Origin of the sequence: Micromonospora sp. CA-259024 (assembly GCF_050936255.1) — a bacterium.
Classification (GTDB): domain Bacteria; phylum Actinomycetota; class Actinomycetes; order Mycobacteriales; family Micromonosporaceae; genus Micromonospora.
In genome coordinates, this window is the sequence record NZ_JBNJND010000002.1 from 1,010,957 (window position 1) to 1,027,268 (window position 16,312).

General features: G+C 67.4%; 20 protein-coding genes. 5 read left to right on the forward strand and 15 right to left on the reverse strand.

Features of this window, described 5'->3' with window-relative positions; all coding sequences use genetic code 11:
* Positions 1 to 101: 101 nt before the first annotated feature.
* The 4 genes from ACQEUX_RS24065 to ACQEUX_RS24080 form a co-directional block, all read right to left on the reverse strand.
* Positions 102 to 401, reverse strand: coding sequence for a hypothetical protein (locus ACQEUX_RS24065; RefSeq protein ID WP_433052464.1), 300 nt, complete (start codon positions 399 to 401; stop codon positions 102 to 104).
* Between the two features lie 795 nt (positions 402 to 1,196).
* A complete protein-coding gene (locus ACQEUX_RS24070) occupies positions 1,197 to 1,763 on the reverse strand; it encodes a hypothetical protein (RefSeq protein ID WP_433052467.1) in 567 nt (188 codons plus the stop codon).
* A 307-nt stretch (positions 1,764 to 2,070) separates the two neighbouring features.
* On the reverse strand, positions 2,071 to 2,388 hold the full coding sequence (locus ACQEUX_RS24075) for a hypothetical protein (RefSeq protein ID WP_433052470.1): 318 nt from the start codon (positions 2,386 to 2,388) through the stop codon (positions 2,071 to 2,073).
* Positions 2,389 to 2,685: 297 nt separating this feature from the next.
* Positions 2,686 to 2,898 carry a hypothetical protein gene (locus tag ACQEUX_RS24080; RefSeq protein WP_433052472.1) on the reverse strand — a complete coding sequence of 71 codons (213 nt, stop codon included), beginning with the start codon at positions 2,896 to 2,898 and terminating at the stop codon, positions 2,686 to 2,688.
* Positions 2,899 to 3,175: 277 nt separating this feature from the next.
* Here ACQEUX_RS24080 and ACQEUX_RS24085 point away from each other — a divergent pair, with 277 nt between their 5' ends.
* Entirely contained in the window at positions 3,176 to 3,697 is a 522-nt protein-coding gene (locus ACQEUX_RS24085) for a hypothetical protein (protein WP_433052476.1), read from the forward strand.
* Between the two features lie 11 nt (positions 3,698 to 3,708).
* Here ACQEUX_RS24085 and ACQEUX_RS24090 read toward each other — a convergent pair whose 3' ends face one another.
* The 3 genes from ACQEUX_RS24090 to ACQEUX_RS24100 are packed head-to-tail and all read right to left on the reverse strand — an operon-like array spanning position 3,709 to position 7,078.
* Positions 3,709 to 5,145: a tyrosine-type recombinase/integrase gene (locus tag ACQEUX_RS24090; protein ID WP_433052479.1), complete on the reverse strand. Its 1,437-nt coding sequence runs from the start codon at positions 5,143 to 5,145 to the stop codon at positions 3,709 to 3,711.
* Positions 5,142 to 5,327, reverse strand: coding sequence for a helix-turn-helix transcriptional regulator (locus ACQEUX_RS24095; RefSeq protein ID WP_030329852.1), 186 nt, complete (start codon positions 5,325 to 5,327; stop codon positions 5,142 to 5,144). The genes ACQEUX_RS24090 and ACQEUX_RS24095 overlap by 4 nt, the downstream gene beginning before the upstream one ends.
* Positions 5,324 to 7,078: a replication initiator gene (locus ACQEUX_RS24100; RefSeq protein WP_433052482.1), complete on the reverse strand. Its 1,755-nt coding sequence runs from the start codon at positions 7,076 to 7,078 to the stop codon at positions 5,324 to 5,326. The genes ACQEUX_RS24095 and ACQEUX_RS24100 overlap by 4 nt, the downstream gene beginning before the upstream one ends.
* A 95-nt stretch (positions 7,079 to 7,173) precedes the next feature.
* Between ACQEUX_RS24100 and ACQEUX_RS24105 the strand changes: the two genes are divergently transcribed.
* Positions 7,174 to 7,527 (forward strand): hypothetical protein, encoded by a 354-nt coding sequence (locus tag ACQEUX_RS24105; protein ID WP_433052485.1) that lies wholly within the window; start codon positions 7,174 to 7,176, stop codon positions 7,525 to 7,527.
* Positions 7,528 to 7,553: 26 nt separating this feature from the next.
* On the opposite strand, the gene ACQEUX_RS24110 is transcribed toward ACQEUX_RS24105, so the two are convergent.
* From ACQEUX_RS24110 to ACQEUX_RS24130, 5 genes are all read right to left on the reverse strand, one after another.
* Positions 7,554 to 8,096: a DUF2637 domain-containing protein gene (locus ACQEUX_RS24110; RefSeq protein ID WP_433052488.1), complete on the reverse strand. Its 543-nt coding sequence runs from the start codon at positions 8,094 to 8,096 to the stop codon at positions 7,554 to 7,556.
* Entirely contained in the window at positions 8,093 to 8,281 is a 189-nt protein-coding gene (locus ACQEUX_RS24115; RefSeq protein WP_433052491.1) for a hypothetical protein, read from the reverse strand. The genes ACQEUX_RS24110 and ACQEUX_RS24115 overlap by 4 nt, the downstream gene beginning before the upstream one ends.
* 3 nt (positions 8,282 to 8,284) lie before the next feature.
* Positions 8,285 to 8,551, reverse strand: coding sequence for a hypothetical protein (locus ACQEUX_RS24120; RefSeq protein ID WP_433052494.1), 267 nt, complete (start codon positions 8,549 to 8,551; stop codon positions 8,285 to 8,287).
* On the reverse strand, positions 8,548 to 10,143 hold the full coding sequence (locus ACQEUX_RS24125; protein WP_433052497.1) for an FtsK/SpoIIIE domain-containing protein: 1,596 nt from the start codon (positions 10,141 to 10,143) through the stop codon (positions 8,548 to 8,550). The genes ACQEUX_RS24120 and ACQEUX_RS24125 overlap by 4 nt, the downstream gene beginning before the upstream one ends.
* Positions 10,144 to 10,318: 175 nt before the next feature.
* A complete protein-coding gene (locus ACQEUX_RS24130) occupies positions 10,319 to 10,714 on the reverse strand; it encodes a transcriptional regulator (RefSeq protein ID WP_091402451.1) in 396 nt (131 codons plus the stop codon).
* Positions 10,715 to 10,919: 205 nt separating this feature from the next.
* Between ACQEUX_RS24130 and ACQEUX_RS24135 the strand changes: the two genes are divergently transcribed.
* Positions 10,920 to 12,098: a Fic family protein gene (locus ACQEUX_RS24135; protein ID WP_433052500.1), complete on the forward strand. Its 1,179-nt coding sequence runs from the start codon at positions 10,920 to 10,922 to the stop codon at positions 12,096 to 12,098.
* A 103-nt stretch (positions 12,099 to 12,201) separates the two neighbouring features.
* Positions 12,202 to 12,645: a hypothetical protein gene (locus ACQEUX_RS24140; protein WP_433052503.1), complete on the forward strand. Its 444-nt coding sequence runs from the start codon at positions 12,202 to 12,204 to the stop codon at positions 12,643 to 12,645.
* On the opposite strand, the gene ACQEUX_RS24145 is transcribed toward ACQEUX_RS24140, so the two are convergent.
* From ACQEUX_RS24145 to ACQEUX_RS24155, 3 genes are all read right to left on the reverse strand, one after another.
* Entirely contained in the window at positions 12,635 to 13,411 is a 777-nt protein-coding gene (locus ACQEUX_RS24145) for a glycosyltransferase family 2 protein (RefSeq protein ID WP_433052506.1), read from the reverse strand. The two genes, ACQEUX_RS24140 and ACQEUX_RS24145, sit on opposite strands and share 11 nt — an antisense overlap.
* Positions 13,399 to 14,220: a GntR family transcriptional regulator gene (locus ACQEUX_RS24150; RefSeq protein ID WP_433052509.1), complete on the reverse strand. Its 822-nt coding sequence runs from the start codon at positions 14,218 to 14,220 to the stop codon at positions 13,399 to 13,401. The genes ACQEUX_RS24145 and ACQEUX_RS24150 overlap by 13 nt, the downstream gene beginning before the upstream one ends.
* A 149-nt stretch (positions 14,221 to 14,369) precedes the next feature.
* On the reverse strand, positions 14,370 to 14,615 hold the full coding sequence (locus ACQEUX_RS24155) for a precorrin-4 C11-methyltransferase (protein WP_433052511.1): 246 nt from the start codon (positions 14,613 to 14,615) through the stop codon (positions 14,370 to 14,372).
* Between the two features lie 691 nt (positions 14,616 to 15,306).
* Here ACQEUX_RS24155 and ACQEUX_RS24160 point away from each other — a divergent pair.
* Positions 15,307 to 16,008: a GntR family transcriptional regulator gene (locus tag ACQEUX_RS24160; protein ID WP_433052514.1), complete on the forward strand. Its 702-nt coding sequence runs from the start codon at positions 15,307 to 15,309 to the stop codon at positions 16,006 to 16,008.
* The last annotated feature ends 304 nt before the right edge of the window (positions 16,009 to 16,312 follow it).

Here is a 16,312-nt window from a genome sequence, read left to right on the forward strand (position 1 = left end):
GTCCAGGTCCGCGGCGGCCGAACACTGCCCACTCGCGCTCGGCCTGCTGGCGGCCTCCGGGCGGGGATCGCCCGGCACGGCGGGCACGGGCCTCGCCGCACTCAGGGATAGATCTGGACGACGCCGTCTGAGGGTTCCAGGGTCGCCAGATCAGGGAGCCTGACACCAGAGCGTGCCGCGACGGCGGCAACTGACTCGTAGAAGCCGTCGAACAGTTCGCTCGCAGTTGTGAATTCTCCCGAGACGTGGCTGATGTCGATCTCCACGAGTCGCTGATCACCGGGCGGCGGTAGCGAGGCTTGCACGGTGACATCGGCAATCTCGGGCCACAGGTACTGCGCCGTGCCGTTGGGGTAGACGAGGCTGATGCCGACGTCGTCGACGAACACCCGACTGGCCATGCGATGCACGGTACGTGGTCCAGGTCTGCGGACGAACCAGCGTGATCCGCTCGGTGTCCCCCTGGTCGACGTGCCCTACGTACTGCCAGTCGATCTCTGGCTGACGCACGGAATCTTGCAGCGGCAGGGCCGGGCGGCCCGCGGCCCAGGCGGCAAGGGCAGCGCAAGCTTTGATGCGGGCCGGACCTGATGTCAATGACGGGGGTCATGAACGACGGGTCGGAGGCGCCCGACCCGACGAACTTGCCTTACCGCTCACCACTGCTCATCGAGGGCTGCGATCTGCTGACGGAGGGTTCGGGCATCCTTCCCCGGCAGGACCGCAACGGCGACGTCCAGGACCCAACGCAACTCGGGCGGGTTCGGACAGCACTCCATCACCCCACAGCCGGCAGTCGGGTCCCACACGCGGCGCCCTGGGTGGCGTACGAACCATGACCAGGTCCGCAGCGCATCAGACACGGCCTGGTTCCACAGGCGGGTGCGTTCGAGGTAGGCGATGGCTTTCAAACCCCGGGTCGAGAGCCCCGGGATGACGGAGGTTGACCCGTCAAGCGGTCGCCGGTAGATGGAGTCGGCACGCAGTTGTGCGGGGCGCCTACGCGGCATTGCCCTTTCGTGGAGTCGACATACCGATCATCGTTACACACGTGCAGCCGGGGAGGCTGGACGGTCTACGACTGCCCGACGAGGAGATCCGCCTCAGGTGCCCTCTATCTCGCCGCCGATCGATGGCAAAGCGCGGCACGTCCAGATAGGAAGGTTCTCCGGTTGCCACGTCGGCGGTCAACGTTTTCAGTCCTCGCGGTTCGGGCTGCTGAGAGCAGCCCACTCCTCAGGGCTGGGTGGGTATGGCGCCCAGTACGGAAGGTAGAACGGTTGCCGCGGGGGGTCGGCCACCGTAAACGGCTTGAACTCCGGGTCCGCGATCACGCGGTAGACGAACTCCGCCGTCGACATGTCGAACTGGTGCCACGGCTCATCCTCCGCCCGTCGGGAGACCACCGGCCACCGATCCGGCTCCACCGAGCTGTCCACCAGCCAGTAGTAGTCCCCCTCGGTGATGTCGAGCCCCCACTGAACCAGCCCTGGCCCAGTGTCCGGCCCGTAGACCCCGTACGGCTCGAAGATCTGAGCGCCGAACTTACTCTGGGCTGACACCTGACGGCCGCCGTGCCACATCGACAGCAACGGCGTTTCGAAGTGCTCATCCGTCGGCCGCAGCAGGCTGAGGTAGCCCCAGAACGTCCCCGGCACGAACCGCCGGCTCAACTCCTTGAAGTCGCCGGGCAGCGCAACGCCGAGCTCGGCCTCTACCTGCCCCCATTCAGGGCCCTCAGCACCCTGGCGCCATCCGGTCACTTCGACGATCCGGTCTATCCACACATCCTGATCTTAGAGGGCTTGACCGTACAGCCATCCGTACAGCCAAGACTGTCGGCTGGCACCGACGCTGGCCGACAACGCAGGCGGGCTGACCAGGGGCGAGGCCACCTGATCGGCATCCGCGATCTTCTTCTAATTCGAAGGCCGGCATGGGCCATCCATGGGCCAGTAACCGTGGCGCGTATCGGTCACGAGCGGGCACGAGACGCAACCGAGCTGGCTGCCGCCCGCAGGCGTTTCGGGCATCACGAACGGTTGATCACGCTCTTCCAAACTGACGCTGCTACGGCTCGCGGTCGTCGCCCGGCAGCAGCTTCGACCAGAAGTCATTCATGAGCAGCATCCCCCGGTCCGTCATCCGGCGGTGGTCCTCGGCGTTCGGCGGCTCCCGCACCGCAACGATCACGACGACCCTGCCCTCATCGTCCGCGTCAGACTGGAAGGTGGCGATCTTGTAGCCGATCCGACCCCCAGCTCTACGGCCAGCCGAGCGGACATCGGCGATGCGTTCGGTATTCCACGCCTCGACACGCTCGACGTACTGCCAGTCGAGTTCGAGGTGCCGCGCGATCGTGAGCACCAGCTCCTCAAGCTCAGCCATGACGTCAGCCCCCTCGCGTGCCCGATACGTGCCCGATCGGTGGGTCGATCAGGCGCAATGGCGGTCAACAGCGGCAGAAGACGACTAAGGCCCTTGACTAGCGTCTCCGCAGGTCAAGGGCCTTGCCGTTCCCTGGTGGCGGGTAGAGGATTCGAACCTCTGAAGCTTTCGCGACGGATTTACAGGGCGTCCGTGATCTTGTGGTGGACAAGCGGTCTGAGCTGCTGCTTCTCTCTCACGAGGTGAGCGCTGCCGTCAGGTCGCCCACCATCTGCCCACGCCCACAGGGAGCACGCCTCAGTTGTCCTTCGGCATCGGCCACACGTCGCGGGAGTCGTTGAAGGCCCCTCCCTGTGGTGGCTCGACCGTCAGTGACTTCAACGCCCCCGGCAGCGCAGCAGCACCCCGCCTCATCACACCCCAGAACCACATCGCGAGGCGCACTGCTGCGAGCACGGCTACCAGGCCCAGCGCCACCACCGCCGCCGAGTAGAACATCACGTGAAACATGGAGCCATTCTCGCCCGCAAACCCCGGGCCAGAAATCGTCAATCATCCGAGGGCGTCGCCGATCTTGTCGTTCATGGTGTCGTCTCCACCGTCGATGCAGTTGGCGTAGACGCGGAGCAGGACGGCGACGCCGTGACCCAGGCGCCGGGTGACCTCGGTCGGTGGGACGCCGGCATTCAGCCTCCGCGCGGCCGCCGCATGCCGCAGGTCGTACGGCCGGCAGACGAGCCGCGGATAAGCCAGCGACAGCGGGGGCGCGCTGCCGGATCATGTAGCGATGCTCGGTCAGGATGCCCTCGCTCGCCTCCAGGACGCCGCTGTCTTTTGGAGCGTCGGTTCCGGCACCGCGGCCCAGGTGATCGAAGCCGCCTGCGACTGCCTCACCGCGGGTATAGACAGCCCGACTCTCGGGATCCTCGCCGGCATCTCGCCGGTGAAGGGCGAGGAGAATGACGAGCTGCGGCGTTGGCTCGAAGGCGCGCTGTCCGAACTCTCTCTGGATTACTACGGTGAGGGAAGCCGCGAGAGCGAGGAGGAAGCCCTCCGACTCATGGCCCGGCGACTGCTCGCACAGGCCATCACACCTCGTGATCTCACCTCTTGGGCATACCGATTCATCTCCCACGACGGGACTCCCCTGGCAGCCGAGCTGATCGCCTTGGACAACGCCTACGAGCTCGTAGACGCCGTTCACGACTGGCAACCGCACACCAGCACCGAAACCAGGGATATTGACGCGGCCGTCGTCGACGAAGCTGGGCGCCTTCTCGGCGACGCGACGACCGCCGAGAAGGACTGAAGCGCGGGCTCTCATTCGAGTGCATCGCCGATCTTGTCGTTCATGGTGTCGTCGCCGCCGTCGATGCAGTTGGCGTAGACGCGGAGCAGGACGGCGACGCCGTGACCCAGGCGCCGGGCTACCTCGGTCGGCGGGACGCCGGCATTCAGCCAGAGCGAGGCAGCCGCGTGACGTAGGTCGTAGGGCCGGCGGACGAGCGGCGAGGCGACCTGCGACTCCGTCAGCGCCTTCTCGCGGGCGAGCTTCCACCACCGGTCGTAGACCGACTCGGAGAGCGGCCCACCGTGCAGGCCGCGGAAGAACCGGCCGTCTGGGCCGACCCCGTGATTCTCGACATGCGCGCACAGCAGCTCGACGAGCCGAGGCGGGATCGGGACCGTACGAGTCTCCGCCCTCCCCCGGTGCTTGAGTCCCCGCCGCTCGTGTGAGCCGCCATGATCGGTCCAGTGCGACCCGGCGCGCGGCGAGGTGCCAGCGAGCACCAAGCGGCCCCAGCGATATTCGATCTTCTCGTGCTCGCAGGACCGAGAAGGCTTCACCGCCGCCAGGTCGTCGAAGTCGGCCCCGCAGTCGGCGCACCGGCCGGCAAGGTCGCAGTCCTCCCGCCGTAGGTCCGCCGCTTCCGAGGGCCGCATCCCCGCGTAGTAGAGACAGCCGAAGAAGGCCGTGACCTTGTCGGCGCGTTTGCCGAGAGATTTCACCGCCTCCAGCAGCGTGGCGACTTGGGCCGGGTTCGCCACCACCCGCCGGTCGATGGACTGCGCTACCTCGGGGGCAGTCCACTGGACGCGGTCGACCGGGTTGGAGGCGATCAGCTCCAGCTCGACGGCGTACCCGAGCACGTTGTAGAAGGTCGCCCGCTTCCGCTGGACGGTGGAGGCAGCCGCGGGCTTGCCGTCGAGGCGTACGCAGAGGCTGTCGAGGACGCGGCGGACCATCGCGGGCGAGTCCAGCTCGACGACCGGCAGGGACGCTGTTTCCAGCCAGGCGAGCGCCGCCGCGTGCTCGGGCGGGATCTCGTCGGACCAGCGGCGTGGGTTGAGGCCGTAGAGGTACAGCGACTCGCGGAGCAGGGCGTCAGTCGGTCGGCCCCGTTTCGCCGGCCGGGTCAGGGTCACCGTGATCGAGGTCAGCGCCTCGACGATCGAACGCCGGGTCTTGGCAGCCGCCCGAGGCCACTTCATCTCGACGTACGCGCGGCTGTGCGCGTACCAGGTGGTGGGGTTCTTGGTTCTCGCCTCGGAAACCGGGCGCCCGGTGGCCGGGTCGAACGGCTCCCCCGCGTTGGCCGCCTGAACCAGCTCGGCGCGGAACGAGTGCGCCAGCGCCTTGGTACGGAACATGTCCTCGAAGCGCTGGCCGCTCACCGCCCAACGGACCCGCCACGGCCGAGCCTTCCGGTCAGCGCGCTTACCGATCTCCCAGATCTGGACCTCGTAGCTCTTCATGCGGCGTCCTGCTCCAGGTCGCCGAGCCACCGACCGAGCGCCGACCGGCGGACCCGCAGCTGCCCGTTCGGGAGCTTGATCACCCGTGGTCCCTTGCCGGTCTGCCGCCAGTAGAACCAGGTCGAGCGCGGTACGCGTAGCTCGGCGAGCACTTCCGGCACGGTCAACAACTCCTCGTTCACTGCGTTTCCTCCCCGTGGTGCTGTGCGCTGTGCTGAGTTGCCGAGAGATCTGGAGGCTCCTGCGCGGCCCGGTCCTTCGCGGCGAGCAGTTCGGACCGCCAGCGGGCGCGTTCGCTGATCGATCGCATGAGCCGGTGGGTCATCGGGCCGACGTCCGGGTCATCGGGTCGGGCCAACTCCCAGGCGTGCCGGATCCGTTCGGCGGTGTCGCCCTGGTCGTCGACGAGCTGCGTGCCGTCGGTGGTGACGCCGAGCAGTGCCCGCACCCAGGCCCGAGCGTCGTGCTTGTGGTCGGCGAGGGTCTTGCCGGACCAGTCGCGGGAGATGAGGATGCGTCGGCCGCCGATGCCGAGGGTGTCGCGCTGGTGGACCTTGCCCTTGCAGCGGCCCGGCTTGAGCTTGGCGTGTGCCTTCTTCGGCTGGACGCCGTAGAGCAGCCAGTTGGCGCACCGGTCGGTGCAAGGGGTGAGCTGGAGTTGCTGCCAGAGCCGGTCGAGGTGCTTGCGTTGCCGGTCGGTAGTCGCCTTGTGGCAGTCGCCGGTGTGCTTGGCGATGTATTTCGTGACGTACCGGATGGTCCGTTCGGCGTCCTCGGTGCCGGGCATGACGCCGCGGGCATCGACCTGGGTGCCGAAGCGCACGACGTGCACAGGCTCGGCGTCGGGGTCGTCATCGATGGTGTCGAGGGCTTCCGTCCAGGTGGTCAGCGGCTCGCGGGTGTCCGGGTCGACCCATGCCGCTGCTTGCTCGTCCCAGATCGGGAGCCGGTCAAGGGTGTAGCGCTGGACGTCGACCGAGGGCCACCACACCTGGTGGTAGGTGGCTGCCGCCACGGTGCGGAGCACGTCCCGAGGGATGGTGCCCCGGATGGCGAAGTGGGCATGCGGGGCGAGGCGGCGTTGCGGCTCGACGCAGCCGGCGTACTGGACGTTCCAGCCCTCACACCGTCGGAGGTTCTGCCAGAACCGGTCGAGCAGTCGGGGGAAGTGCACGGCGTCCCAGGCAGCGCGGCGGTAGTCGTACCTGGCCGGGTTGACCGGTGTGCCGTCGGGGCGGACCGGGCCGTAGGAGTCGAGGGTGAGTGTGAGCCACATCGACGGTTGGTAGGTGGAGCCGTCCGGGGCGGTATAGGTCTTGCCGACGGTGCGGCGCTCGACCTTGCGCCTGGGCAGTTCGGGGGCATCTTGGCGCCGTTTGGTGGAGCGCTTGCGCCGTGGGCCGGGCTCGTCGTCCTGGTCCTCGTCGTCGCTGGTGTGCGGTGGTCCGACGCGCCCGCGCAGGCCCTCAGCGGCGATGGCTTCCTCTACCTCGCGGATTGCCTCGTCGAGGTCGGTCACCTGGTCCCACTGGGCGGCGCGTACGGCCTCGTCGCGGGAGAACTCCAGGTGTGCGCGGTACAGGATCAGTGACTTCTGTGCTTCGGTTGCGGGTTCCGGGCCGGGTAGCGGCTCGTCGTCGCGGTGCCAGCCCTCGCGGATCTGGGCTTGGCGTAGCCGGCGGTTCTTCTTGGCGCACGGCGGGCATTTGTCCTCGCGGGTCGCGCCGCAGGGCAGGTCGATGACTTCGGTCAGGCCGGTGTCGAGGTCGGTGCGGCGCATGGCGAGCGGGCGGACGCAGACGCCGTACTCGATGGCGATGTCCTTGAGCACATCGATCGAGCGGGGCAGTGCCATGCGGGCCGCCCGCGACCCCGGGCGAGGAGCAGCCGGGGTCGGGGCGGGTTCGAGGCCGGGCAGGGTCGGAGCCGTCATCGGCCCACCCCCACCGTGAGTCGAATGCGGTGGTCTCGGGTGCAGGGCCGCCGGTACTGTCCGGGCTCACCAAGAATCCGAGCGGCGAGGTCGAGATGAACAGCGATGACGGTACGACGGTGCTGTGGCGCCCAACCGGGCCGAAAGAGCTGGATCTCGTCCGCGAGTCCGGATGGCGGGCGTGGCCGCCGCGCCTGCCGGATCAGCCGATCTTCTACCCGGTTCTGAACGAGGACTACGCGGTGATGATCGCCCGGGACTGGAACGTGCCCGCGTCCGGCATCGGCTACGTGACCCGCTTCCGGGTGGAGTCGGAGTTCCTGAGTCGGTACCCGGTACGCCAGGCCGGCGGAAAGACCATTCTGGAGCTGTGGGTGCCGGCCGAGGAGCTGGACGAGTTCAACGCTCACATCGTTGGACTGATCGAGGTCGTGCACGAGTTCCGGTAGCCGCGGCCCGGCGGCGAGGGTGGCCGTCATCGGATGATCCCGACGACCTGGGGCCGGTTTGGGTGGACGACACCGACCGGAGGCAACACCGCGACTGATGCCGGCGGCATCACCGGAGCCGGCGGCGTGGGTTCGACAGGCTGCGGCTTGTCGTACCAGTCACCCTGCGGCTGATCGGGCCCGGGAGCCGGCGGGACAGCGGGTGCGCTGGACAGGACGACCTTGACCAGGGCGAGGAACGCCAGCGAGGGCACGGCCGCGACGATCCAGCCCCAGACGGAGGGTTCGGCTTCGGCGACCTGGGCGGCGAGGGAGAGCAGCGCGAACGCGATCAGGAGGACGCCGACCAGGCCGACAGGTCGACCGGCGCGACGCCGGGCGCGGATCTCCAGGCCAAGGTAGATAGCCATCAGCTCGACCGCTACGGCGTTGGCCCAGCCGATCCAGTCGGGTTGGCCGTGGGCGACGGTCAGGTCGTGGACGTGGGTGAAGGCTGCGGCGCCGGCCATGGTGCCGATGGCGAGCAGGATCAGCACCCGGACGGCGGACTCGGCGCGTTCGCGGATCATCGGCCGCCCCTGTTGTCACGGACGGTCAGGATGATGCAGATCTGCTGGCCGTTCAGGTCGCGGCGGCGGTTGACCATGTGCGCCAGGCCGTGCAGGGCACCGGCGAGCCGGTCCGGGGAGCCGTCGAGTTCGATGTGCAGCGGCTTGAGCCGGTGGGTGCCGAGGAAGAAGCTCTTGAGGGACATCGGTTACCTCCGGGCCGGGGTGACGCGGGTACGGATGTGGTCGGGTGGCTCGCCGAGAGAGGCCACCGCTTCGGAGAGGCAGCGCCACAGCGCCCACGCCTCGTCGGGGGTGAGGTACATGCGGCGCCGGCCACCACCGACGGCGAGATAGACCGGGTACGCATCGGGCCGGGCGGGGTCGACGCGGACAGACACCGCCGTGCTGGTGGCGCCGTCGATGCCGGGTGCGCGTAGCCGGTAGAAGGTTCGGCCGTCGGTCGGGGCGGTCACCGCGGCTCACCCCCGTCGGTGTCCCGGTCGAGGATGTTCAGCAGTGAGTCGGGCAGCAGTGGTCCGCGACGCTGCCGGGGCAGGGGCGGTCGGGCCGGTTCAGCGGCGGTTTCCCGGCCGACCTGGGCGAGGATGTCCGCCGCGTCGGCCGGTGCAGGGTATTCGGCGGCCAGCTCCCGAATGTGGTCGTCGGAGATGTAGGAGAAGCGGACCCGCGCGGGCTCGGGAGTGCCGTCGAGGATCACGTAGCCAACGCCCTTGGCCCAGCGGGGCATCTGGTCGGCGAGGGCACCCCGGTTACGGGCACCGTCGCCCAACACGAGGTCGACCTGAGCGGCCTCGGTCAGGCCGAGCGCGATCCGGGTCGGGAACAGGTCCCGGAACGGCAGCACCTCCTTGCGGGGGTCCTGCAACGCCGCCACCACCAGGACACCGACGCCGGCACCCTGCGACAGCAGCAGCCCGAGCGACCCGGCGATGCGCTTTCGCAGCTCGACGTCCTGGAGGTACGCGGTCAGTGCCGCCATCTCGTCGATGACGACCACGACCAGAGGGTCAGCCAGGGTCGGAGTGTGCACCCGCACCGCACCGGCAAGCCGGGTCTGCCGCTCCCGCATCACCGTCACGGCCTCGTCGAGCAGATCGGCCATGGCCTCGAACGACTTGCAGGCGAACCGGGCGAACAACGGCCGCCCCATCTCGAATTCCATCCCGCCCTTGGGGTCGATCACCCAGAGCCGGACCAGCCCGGAGGAGATCCCACCGGCCAGAACGCGGACCAGCGACCACAGCACCGAGCCCTTACCGGACCGGGTGGCACCGCCGACGAGGACGTGGGTGGCGAGCAGGTGCAGGCACCAGTGCCGCAGGTCTTCCCGTCGAGCCAGGGGCAGCGCGGTGAAGTCGGGCACCGACGGCACGTCGAACGGGTCGACCAGAGTGCGCAGCGCATCCGTGCGGACCACCACCAGATAGACCACCGACGGCCGGTCCCGGAACCGCAGCCGGTCCACCGCGCCCAGGACCAGCGCCCAGTAGCCCGACCGGATCGGCGGGTCATCAGGGCGCTCGGAATAGACCCGGGCGTGCCGCCGACCGAAGGCGTACGCCAGGTTTGCCGTTGCCTTCTGGAATTCCTCGGGTGTCTGGCCGCGGACCATGCGGATGGTCAGCACGTCGAGCGCCTGATCCGAGCGGACCCGCAGCAGCTCCGGCAGGACCGTGCGATGGTCGTACACCTTGGCCAGGCCGCAGAGGGTCATGGCCTCACGCCAAGCCCGCCGGTAGACGAAGAGCTGACGGAAACGGCCGAGGATCGGCCCGGCGCACCAGGTCCACCAGGACGATTCGTGCCGCCACCGCCACAGCGCCGACGCGGCAGAGGCCAGGACCACGGGCACGATCACGCCGGCCCGGCCGAACTCCCGGTAGAGGCTCACCCCGGCCACGACCAGGCCGACGGCGACGGGGTGGCGAAGACACCACCACAGGCCCCGCCACAGCCACCGCAGTACCAGGCCGACCGCGATCAGCCAGACCGGCAGCTCCAGCCTGCGCGGGCGGATCACCATCAGGTCCCCGGCGGTGGTCATCACGACCTCGCCACGCGGCCGGCGCATCATCGCGCACCCGCCGCTGTGGGCCGCCGCAGGACGGTGGGCATACGCTTGGACATGTCACTACCTCTCTCGACAGAGCAGGGGAAAGAGACAGAGGGCGGGGCTGCCGTCCGCCAAGACCTGACAGCCCCGCCCCCACCAGATGCGGCTACTGCGCCGCCTTCGTGGCCACGCCCGCCGGGGCACGCATCCCGGTCGCCCGCAGCGAATACGCCATCCGACCGTTGTTGCCCACGTACGGGGTGACGGTCATGCCGTCGAACTCGACCGCCTCGAACAGGCCACCCGTCGGCGGCACCGGCTGGTAGTCGGCCGAAATCTTCACCGTCGTCTCCCGCGACCGCTTCCCCAGCTCCGGATCCAGGTCCATCACCCGGACCTGCCACACCCGCTGGCCGGTCAGCTTGTCCTTCGCCGGGCTACGCCGGCCGGTCTTCTCGTCGTAGTCCTCAACCTCGCCCAGGGACTCGGGCACCAACGCGCACCCCGCCGGGAACACGTCCTCACACCGCACCGCGAACCTCGTACCGCCGCGCAGAGCCATCGTTCAACCTCCAACTTGTTAACTTGTCTGCCAAGTTGCATCCAAGGTAGACGGAACTTGGCAGACAAGTCAACGAGTTTGCGAGCCAGGCGCACATTGAGGACAGCTCAGTGGACATCAAGAGAGACAACCGGAAGGACATGTCAGAGGACAGAAAAGGTGCTATAAATCAGCTACCCCCCCGATGACCCAGGAGCTACCAGCCATGACCGGACCCGCACCAGCACGGCAATACGCTGAAACTCACCCCTGGATCACCTTTCAAGTTGACCTCACGAAGCTCTCCCACAAGACCTGGCTACTGCTAGGCGAAGCAGAGTCGAAGTGCCAACATGTCGCCGGCGTACCCCTACGACCCGCCGTCGCGCGACGGCTCCACGAGATCTACCTGAGCAAGGGCATCCACGGCACCGCGAGCATCGAGGGAAACACGCTCTCCGAGGACGAGGTGCTACAACGCGTCACCGGCGAGCTTAAGTTGCCACCGTCCAGGGAATATCTAGGCCGCGAAATCGACAACATTCTTGCCGCCTGCAACAACATCCTTAGCGATGTAGCGAACAGGCGCCCGATGGAACTGACCCCAGCGCGGATTTCTACCTTCAACGGCCAAGTCCTCAGCGGTCTCGACCTAGAGGACGGCGTTGCTCCCGGCGAAATTCGACAGCATCAGGTTGGGGTCCTTAACTATCGCGGAGCTCCTGCCGAAGATTGCGAATTCCTGCTTGATCGAATGTGCACATGGTTGAATCAGTTGCGCATTGACGATGACGCGATGACGTTCCCCCTCGCCATACTCAAGGCGATCCTGGCACACCTCTACATCGCATGGATTCATCCGTTCGGGGATGGCAATGGAAGAACCGCTCGATTAATCGAGTTTCAGCTCCTAATCCAAGCCGGCGTGCCGGTACCCGCAGCCCACCTGCTGTCGGACTTCTACAACAAAACCCGTGACGCTTACTATCGGGAACTCGCACGCACTAGTCGACCGCCATTTCCTGTCGAAAGATTCATCGACTACGCAGTGCAGGGTTTCGTGGACGAACTGCGGGAGCAGCTTGAGGACATCCGCCGCGAGCAGATGCGGGTTACCTGGGAAAACTTTGTCCATGAGTCGTTTCGCGACGCTGACACTCCGGCCAAGAGACGCCAGAAGTGCCTAGTCCTTGATCTTAGCGAAAAGGGAACCCCGATTCCGGCAAGTAAGTTGCCGGAAGTATCCGGCAGACTTGCTGTGATGTACGCGGGCAAGGGCTCGAAAACGATCAGCAGGGATGTTAACGAGCTAGTGAAGATGAAGCTGTTAAGACGAGTTCGCGGCGGGCTCCTGGCAAACACCGATGTAATCAGAGCCTTCCTGCCACTGCGGGCAGAGAACTAATCTTGACAACTTATCCCAGCCGGTTCCACGACCAGACGGGCTGACTTATGCCAAGGCGAAAAAGAAGGCCAACTGAGCTAGCATTGAAGGGTATAAGCAGCGCATGCGGGAAGATAATTCTGCTGTTTGGGCGAGCGAAGCGCACCGTCGTCCGCCGGGGACTGACGATGCAACCATTGAAGCCCTTGGTGAGCTAAGCAAAGCATTGGAAACGATGCATCGCGTACGCGGCCACCTATACTCGGCGCACCAGCTCGTCGGCGGCGCGGATCTCACCCTTGACCGGGTCGTGAAGCTGCTGCGCCAGGCCGGGCACGACGAGGTGGCCGACCGGGTCGAGCACGAGCTTTTGGGACGCAACGTGCTACCCGGCAGGTGGACGTTCCAGATCGTGGAGGAATTCGACGACGGCTACTACGCCGCGTTCCAGGAAATCGAGCGGGACGCGCGGGAGAAGCTGGCCGGCGGTCGACGGCACATCTTCGAGGCGGAAATGAAGGAGCGGCGGCGTACCCACGGGATGCCGGGGCACGAGGCTACGCCGTAGCGCTGTCCCCGAAGCCGTACGGGATCATCGAGGCCAGGGCGTTGGCTCTGGCCTCGATGATCCTCATACGTGCCAGATACTCGGCCGGCTCTCGGTGCGCGGCCTGGCTGGTGACCTGGCCGGGCCACTTGCGGTAGAGCAAGCCGTACTCACGGATGAAGTAGCCCGCGCTGACCGCGTTAGCGGCGAGCAGCAGACCGGTGTCCTCGGAGGCCGGCAGCGCCATCCAGCCGCCCAAGGCGAAGACGAGATCCCGCCGCAGGCACAGCGTCGCCGGGTGCACCGATGCCCGGTAGTCGTTGGCCTTCCAGAACGTCAGGACCGAACCGCGGTCGATGACTCCGCCAGCTGGGTCCTTGTCCCAACCGGCGGTCGATCCGTCGGGCAGCAGGTCGAGTACCCGCGAGGTGGTCCAGCCGATCTGTGGATGCGCCTCGAATGCGGCGATGTCCCGGGCGAGCGCGCCGGGGGTCAACTGGTCGTCAGCGTCCAGGACCTTGATGAGTTTCCCGGAAACCCGCGAGAGCGCGAGGGTACGGGCAACACCAGGCCCACCGGCACGGCCGGTGCCCAGACTGATCCGGGGATCGTCGGGCAGCGCGTCGACCAGGGCGCCGGTCTGCCCGTCCTCTTGGACGAGCCATTCCCAGTCCCACCCAGTCGGCATCTCCTGCTTGGCCAACGACTCGTAGGCGCCAGGCAGGTGCTCGATGCTGGGCGCGTGGACCGGGGTGATGACTGAGACGAGCTGCGTCAAGTTTTCCACCGCTGGAGTTTGTGGGAGTAGACAAGCTCGGTGCGGTCACCCGGCATCACCACGTCGGCGACCTCGACGACCCGGCCGGTGGTGTCGGTCGAGGTCTTCCGCACGGTGAGCACGGAGACGCCCGGGTCGATGTCCAGCAACTCGGCCTCATCGGGCGACGGCGGGCGGGCGCGGATCTCGTCGTCGATCCGGTCCAGCTCGATGCCGAGCGTGTAGAGCTGGTGCTGCGTGCCGCCCGGCCACGGTTCTTTGCCCGCATCGAGTAGGTCCGGGTTCGCGGCCACCAGGCCGTACGGCAGGTAGGAGTACGACACAGTCAGCGGCGCGTTCTCGTGCCGCGACGACGTCCAGTAGACCCGGCGTAGCAGCGACGTACCCGGCTCGACCTGTAAGGCCGCCGCCATCTCCGCATCAGCCTCCACCCGGGAGTACTCGGCGTGGAACTTCAGGTCGTCGACGGTTAGGCCGGTGTCGTGCTCGGTGGCGCCAGTCTTCAGCCGCTCGTTTTCGTCGAGCAGGACGCGATCCTTCTCCCACTGGTACCGCTCGGTGTTGCGACGGCGTACCCGTTGACGGGGTGCCCGCACGTAGGTGCCGCGCCCCTGCTCCGCGCGGACCAGACCCCATTCACGGAGCTGCCGTATAGCGTTGCGGACGCTCGTTCGCGACAGGCCCGAGGTGTCGGCCAGCTCGGTCTCGCTAGGCATCAGAGTGCCGGGGGCAAGTTCGCCGCTCACGATCTTCGCCCGCAACTCCTCCGCGAGTTGCAGGTAGCGAGGGCGCCAGTCCCGGCCTTGCACACCGGTCACCGTACCCCCTAGACGTTCCAACGTCTGCCAGGTGGTGCCGCCAGCGGGCCGCTCAGGAACCGGCGGTACGGCTACGGCTGCTCGCGGTGGTCGCGCAGGGCGCAGGCCAGAAGTACGAGGAACGGCTGAGCCCTGACGGGTATTGGGATTCACCGCGTCTCTCCGGCCCGCTCGCCGCCTTCTGCCGGTGTCAGCATCTCCAGCTGGGCGTATACCAGTTCGTCGATGAGCCGGTCTACCTGCGCGGACGACAGGAGCACGGTCTGCGTCGCGCCGTAACGGGTCGCGTCGAGCTTCACGGCCAGGTCCCGGCGGGCGAACCGGTCGACGACCAGTTGGACGGTGACCCAGCCGGTCCGCTCTCGCCCGATGGTGGTGAGAAACCCACGGTGCATCGGGTCGTTCGGTCCACAGCCTCGACACCAGACCGGGCACGCGATCGACGACGGCGGCGAGCCTTCTGGGACGGCAGCACTCTTACTCATCGCCGGCCCCTTGTTGCCTGGTGGCCTGTGCCAGCGATCCGCGAAGGTGCTCGACCAGTTGGGCCGCCTGCGGCAAGGACAGCTCCGCCCAGGCGTTCCCGGCCCGGCACGTCACGTGAACGCCAACCATGGGACCGTCCAGAGCCTCACTGCCGATGAGGTACGTGACAACGAGTCCGCCCGCCCGACTCTCGCCGACCCGCTGCATCGGGCCACGATGACGGCGGGCCATGTGCGCCATCACCGGCGGCACGAGGTAGCCGCAGCGGTCCGGGGCGCACCAGTCCGGGTGGCTCGTGACAGCGGCCGGCTTGTTCGTGCGACTCATCGCGGCCACCGCCCGCCGTTGCCTCGGAAGAGCTGGGCTCGCGTCATCAAGGGCGCGTACCGGAGCGCTGGCAGTTCGCGGGTGACACCCGTCGACCACCGCGGCGAGGGGGTAGTAGATCTCGCGCGTGGACTCGACTGAACGTTGCTGGTGGCACGCCGGGCAGATAGGCGCTTCCGAGACCACCAGGACGAGAGCCAATGTTGCCGACGATGAGAGCCGGACATCGCACCTCCACAGGTAGACAGGAACCGGTGGCCAGCCACGGGGGAAATGCGGCCGGCCACCGGCCCGGATGAAGGCACGGCACACCGTCCGACGCCGGACGGGTCGGGTATCGCCGAGCCAACTTGTACGCGCGGCTACCGCAACCGGTCCGACAGGACGCCGCGCATCAGGTGCGACCAGGGCCAGCGCGAGAACACCCCTGACGCGAGCCGTCACCTCAGCCGCACAAAAAGAAACGTATCTACAAGTGGACGAGTTGTCCAGACGTCGAAACAGGTCACTTGGTTGGCAGTTGTCAAGACAAGTGCCAGGTACGGTGAGCCTGTGCCCACCCCGCACTACGGAACGCCCCGCTACCGCGTCATCGCCAACGAGCTGAAAGAGCGCATCGAAAGCGGCGTCATCCCGCCGGGTGCTCTCTTACCAGCCGAGAGCGTCCTCACCGCCGAGTTTCGGGTAAGCCGCGGCACGATTCGCCAAGCCGTAGCTGTGTTGCGCGAGGCGGGCTTGGTCGCTACCGAACACGGCCGCGGCACTTACGCAAGCCCTCGGCCACAGGGAAGCCGAGTAGCCAGGCCCTCCCGATCCGAGACCGGACACCGGGAAATCGCCGCAGACCCGGAACTTGCAGCCCTTTTCGCTGTAGAGGTTGGTGCAGCCCTACTCGAACAGCAGAGCATCAGCCGAACACATGAAGCCGTCGTTGCGGTCGTCAGAACCTACAGATTGCCTCGGCCGAGCCAGTAGAACCGTTCGCAGCTTCTATACGTCCTCAAGGTGGCACGCAACGGGCCGCGGGCGCCGCCGTCTGGGCGTGCGCCGGATGCCCGGCGGCTGGCGCGGGGAGCGGGCGCCGGGAGGGACCGCCGCAGAAGGACAGATCGTTGACCGGTGAACGGTGAGCCGACGGCCCGCCTGTGCGCGCAGCCACAAGTTCGCGGCGCAGGGAAGCGCACGCCGGCCGCGTCGGCGACCGGGCGACGGTCGCAGGGATGCGGTTAGGTCGCCGCCGGCGGGGCGCTCTGGCTCGGGGATGTTCAAGATCCGTCGG

What these genes read in the sequence shown, in the direction of transcription:
- ACQEUX_RS24065 (WP_433052464.1), bottom strand. Translation starts at nt 401, where the DNA reads ATGGCCAGTCGGGTGTTCGTCGACGACGTCGGCATCAGCCTCGTCTAC.
- ACQEUX_RS24075 (WP_433052470.1), bottom strand. Translation starts at nt 2,388, where the DNA reads ATGGCTGAGCTTGAGGAGCTGGTGCTCACGATCGCGCGGCACCTCGAA.
- ACQEUX_RS24080 (WP_433052472.1), bottom strand. Translation starts at nt 2,898, where the DNA reads ATGTTTCACGTGATGTTCTACTCGGCGGCGGTGGTGGCGCTGGGCCTG.
- ACQEUX_RS24085 (WP_433052476.1), top strand. Translation starts at nt 3,176, where the DNA reads ATGCTCGGTCAGGATGCCCTCGCTCGCCTCCAGGACGCCGCTGTCTTT.
- ACQEUX_RS24090 (WP_433052479.1), bottom strand. Translation starts at nt 5,145, where the DNA reads ATGAAGAGCTACGAGGTCCAGATCTGGGAGATCGGTAAGCGCGCTGAC.
- ACQEUX_RS24100 (WP_433052482.1), bottom strand. Translation starts at nt 7,078, where the DNA reads ATGACGGCTCCGACCCTGCCCGGCCTCGAACCCGCCCCGACCCCGGCT.
- ACQEUX_RS24105 (WP_433052485.1), top strand. Translation starts at nt 7,174, where the DNA reads ATGAACAGCGATGACGGTACGACGGTGCTGTGGCGCCCAACCGGGCCG.
- ACQEUX_RS24110 (WP_433052488.1), bottom strand. Translation starts at nt 8,096, where the DNA reads ATGATCCGCGAACGCGCCGAGTCCGCCGTCCGGGTGCTGATCCTGCTC.
- ACQEUX_RS24115 (WP_433052491.1), bottom strand. Translation starts at nt 8,281, where the DNA reads ATGTCCCTCAAGAGCTTCTTCCTCGGCACCCACCGGCTCAAGCCGCTG.
- ACQEUX_RS24125 (WP_433052497.1), bottom strand. Translation starts at nt 10,143, where the DNA reads ATGACCACCGCCGGGGACCTGATGGTGATCCGCCCGCGCAGGCTGGAG.
- ACQEUX_RS24130 (WP_091402451.1), bottom strand. Translation starts at nt 10,714, where the DNA reads ATGGCTCTGCGCGGCGGTACGAGGTTCGCGGTGCGGTGTGAGGACGTG.
- ACQEUX_RS24135 (WP_433052500.1), top strand. Translation starts at nt 10,920, where the DNA reads ATGACCGGACCCGCACCAGCACGGCAATACGCTGAAACTCACCCCTGG.
- ACQEUX_RS24140 (WP_433052503.1), top strand. Translation starts at nt 12,202, where the DNA reads ATGCGGGAAGATAATTCTGCTGTTTGGGCGAGCGAAGCGCACCGTCGT.
- ACQEUX_RS24155 (WP_433052511.1), bottom strand. Translation starts at nt 14,615, where the DNA reads ATGCACCGTGGGTTTCTCACCACCATCGGGCGAGAGCGGACCGGCTGG.
- ACQEUX_RS24160 (WP_433052514.1), top strand. Translation starts at nt 15,307, where the DNA reads ATGCGGCCGGCCACCGGCCCGGATGAAGGCACGGCACACCGTCCGACG.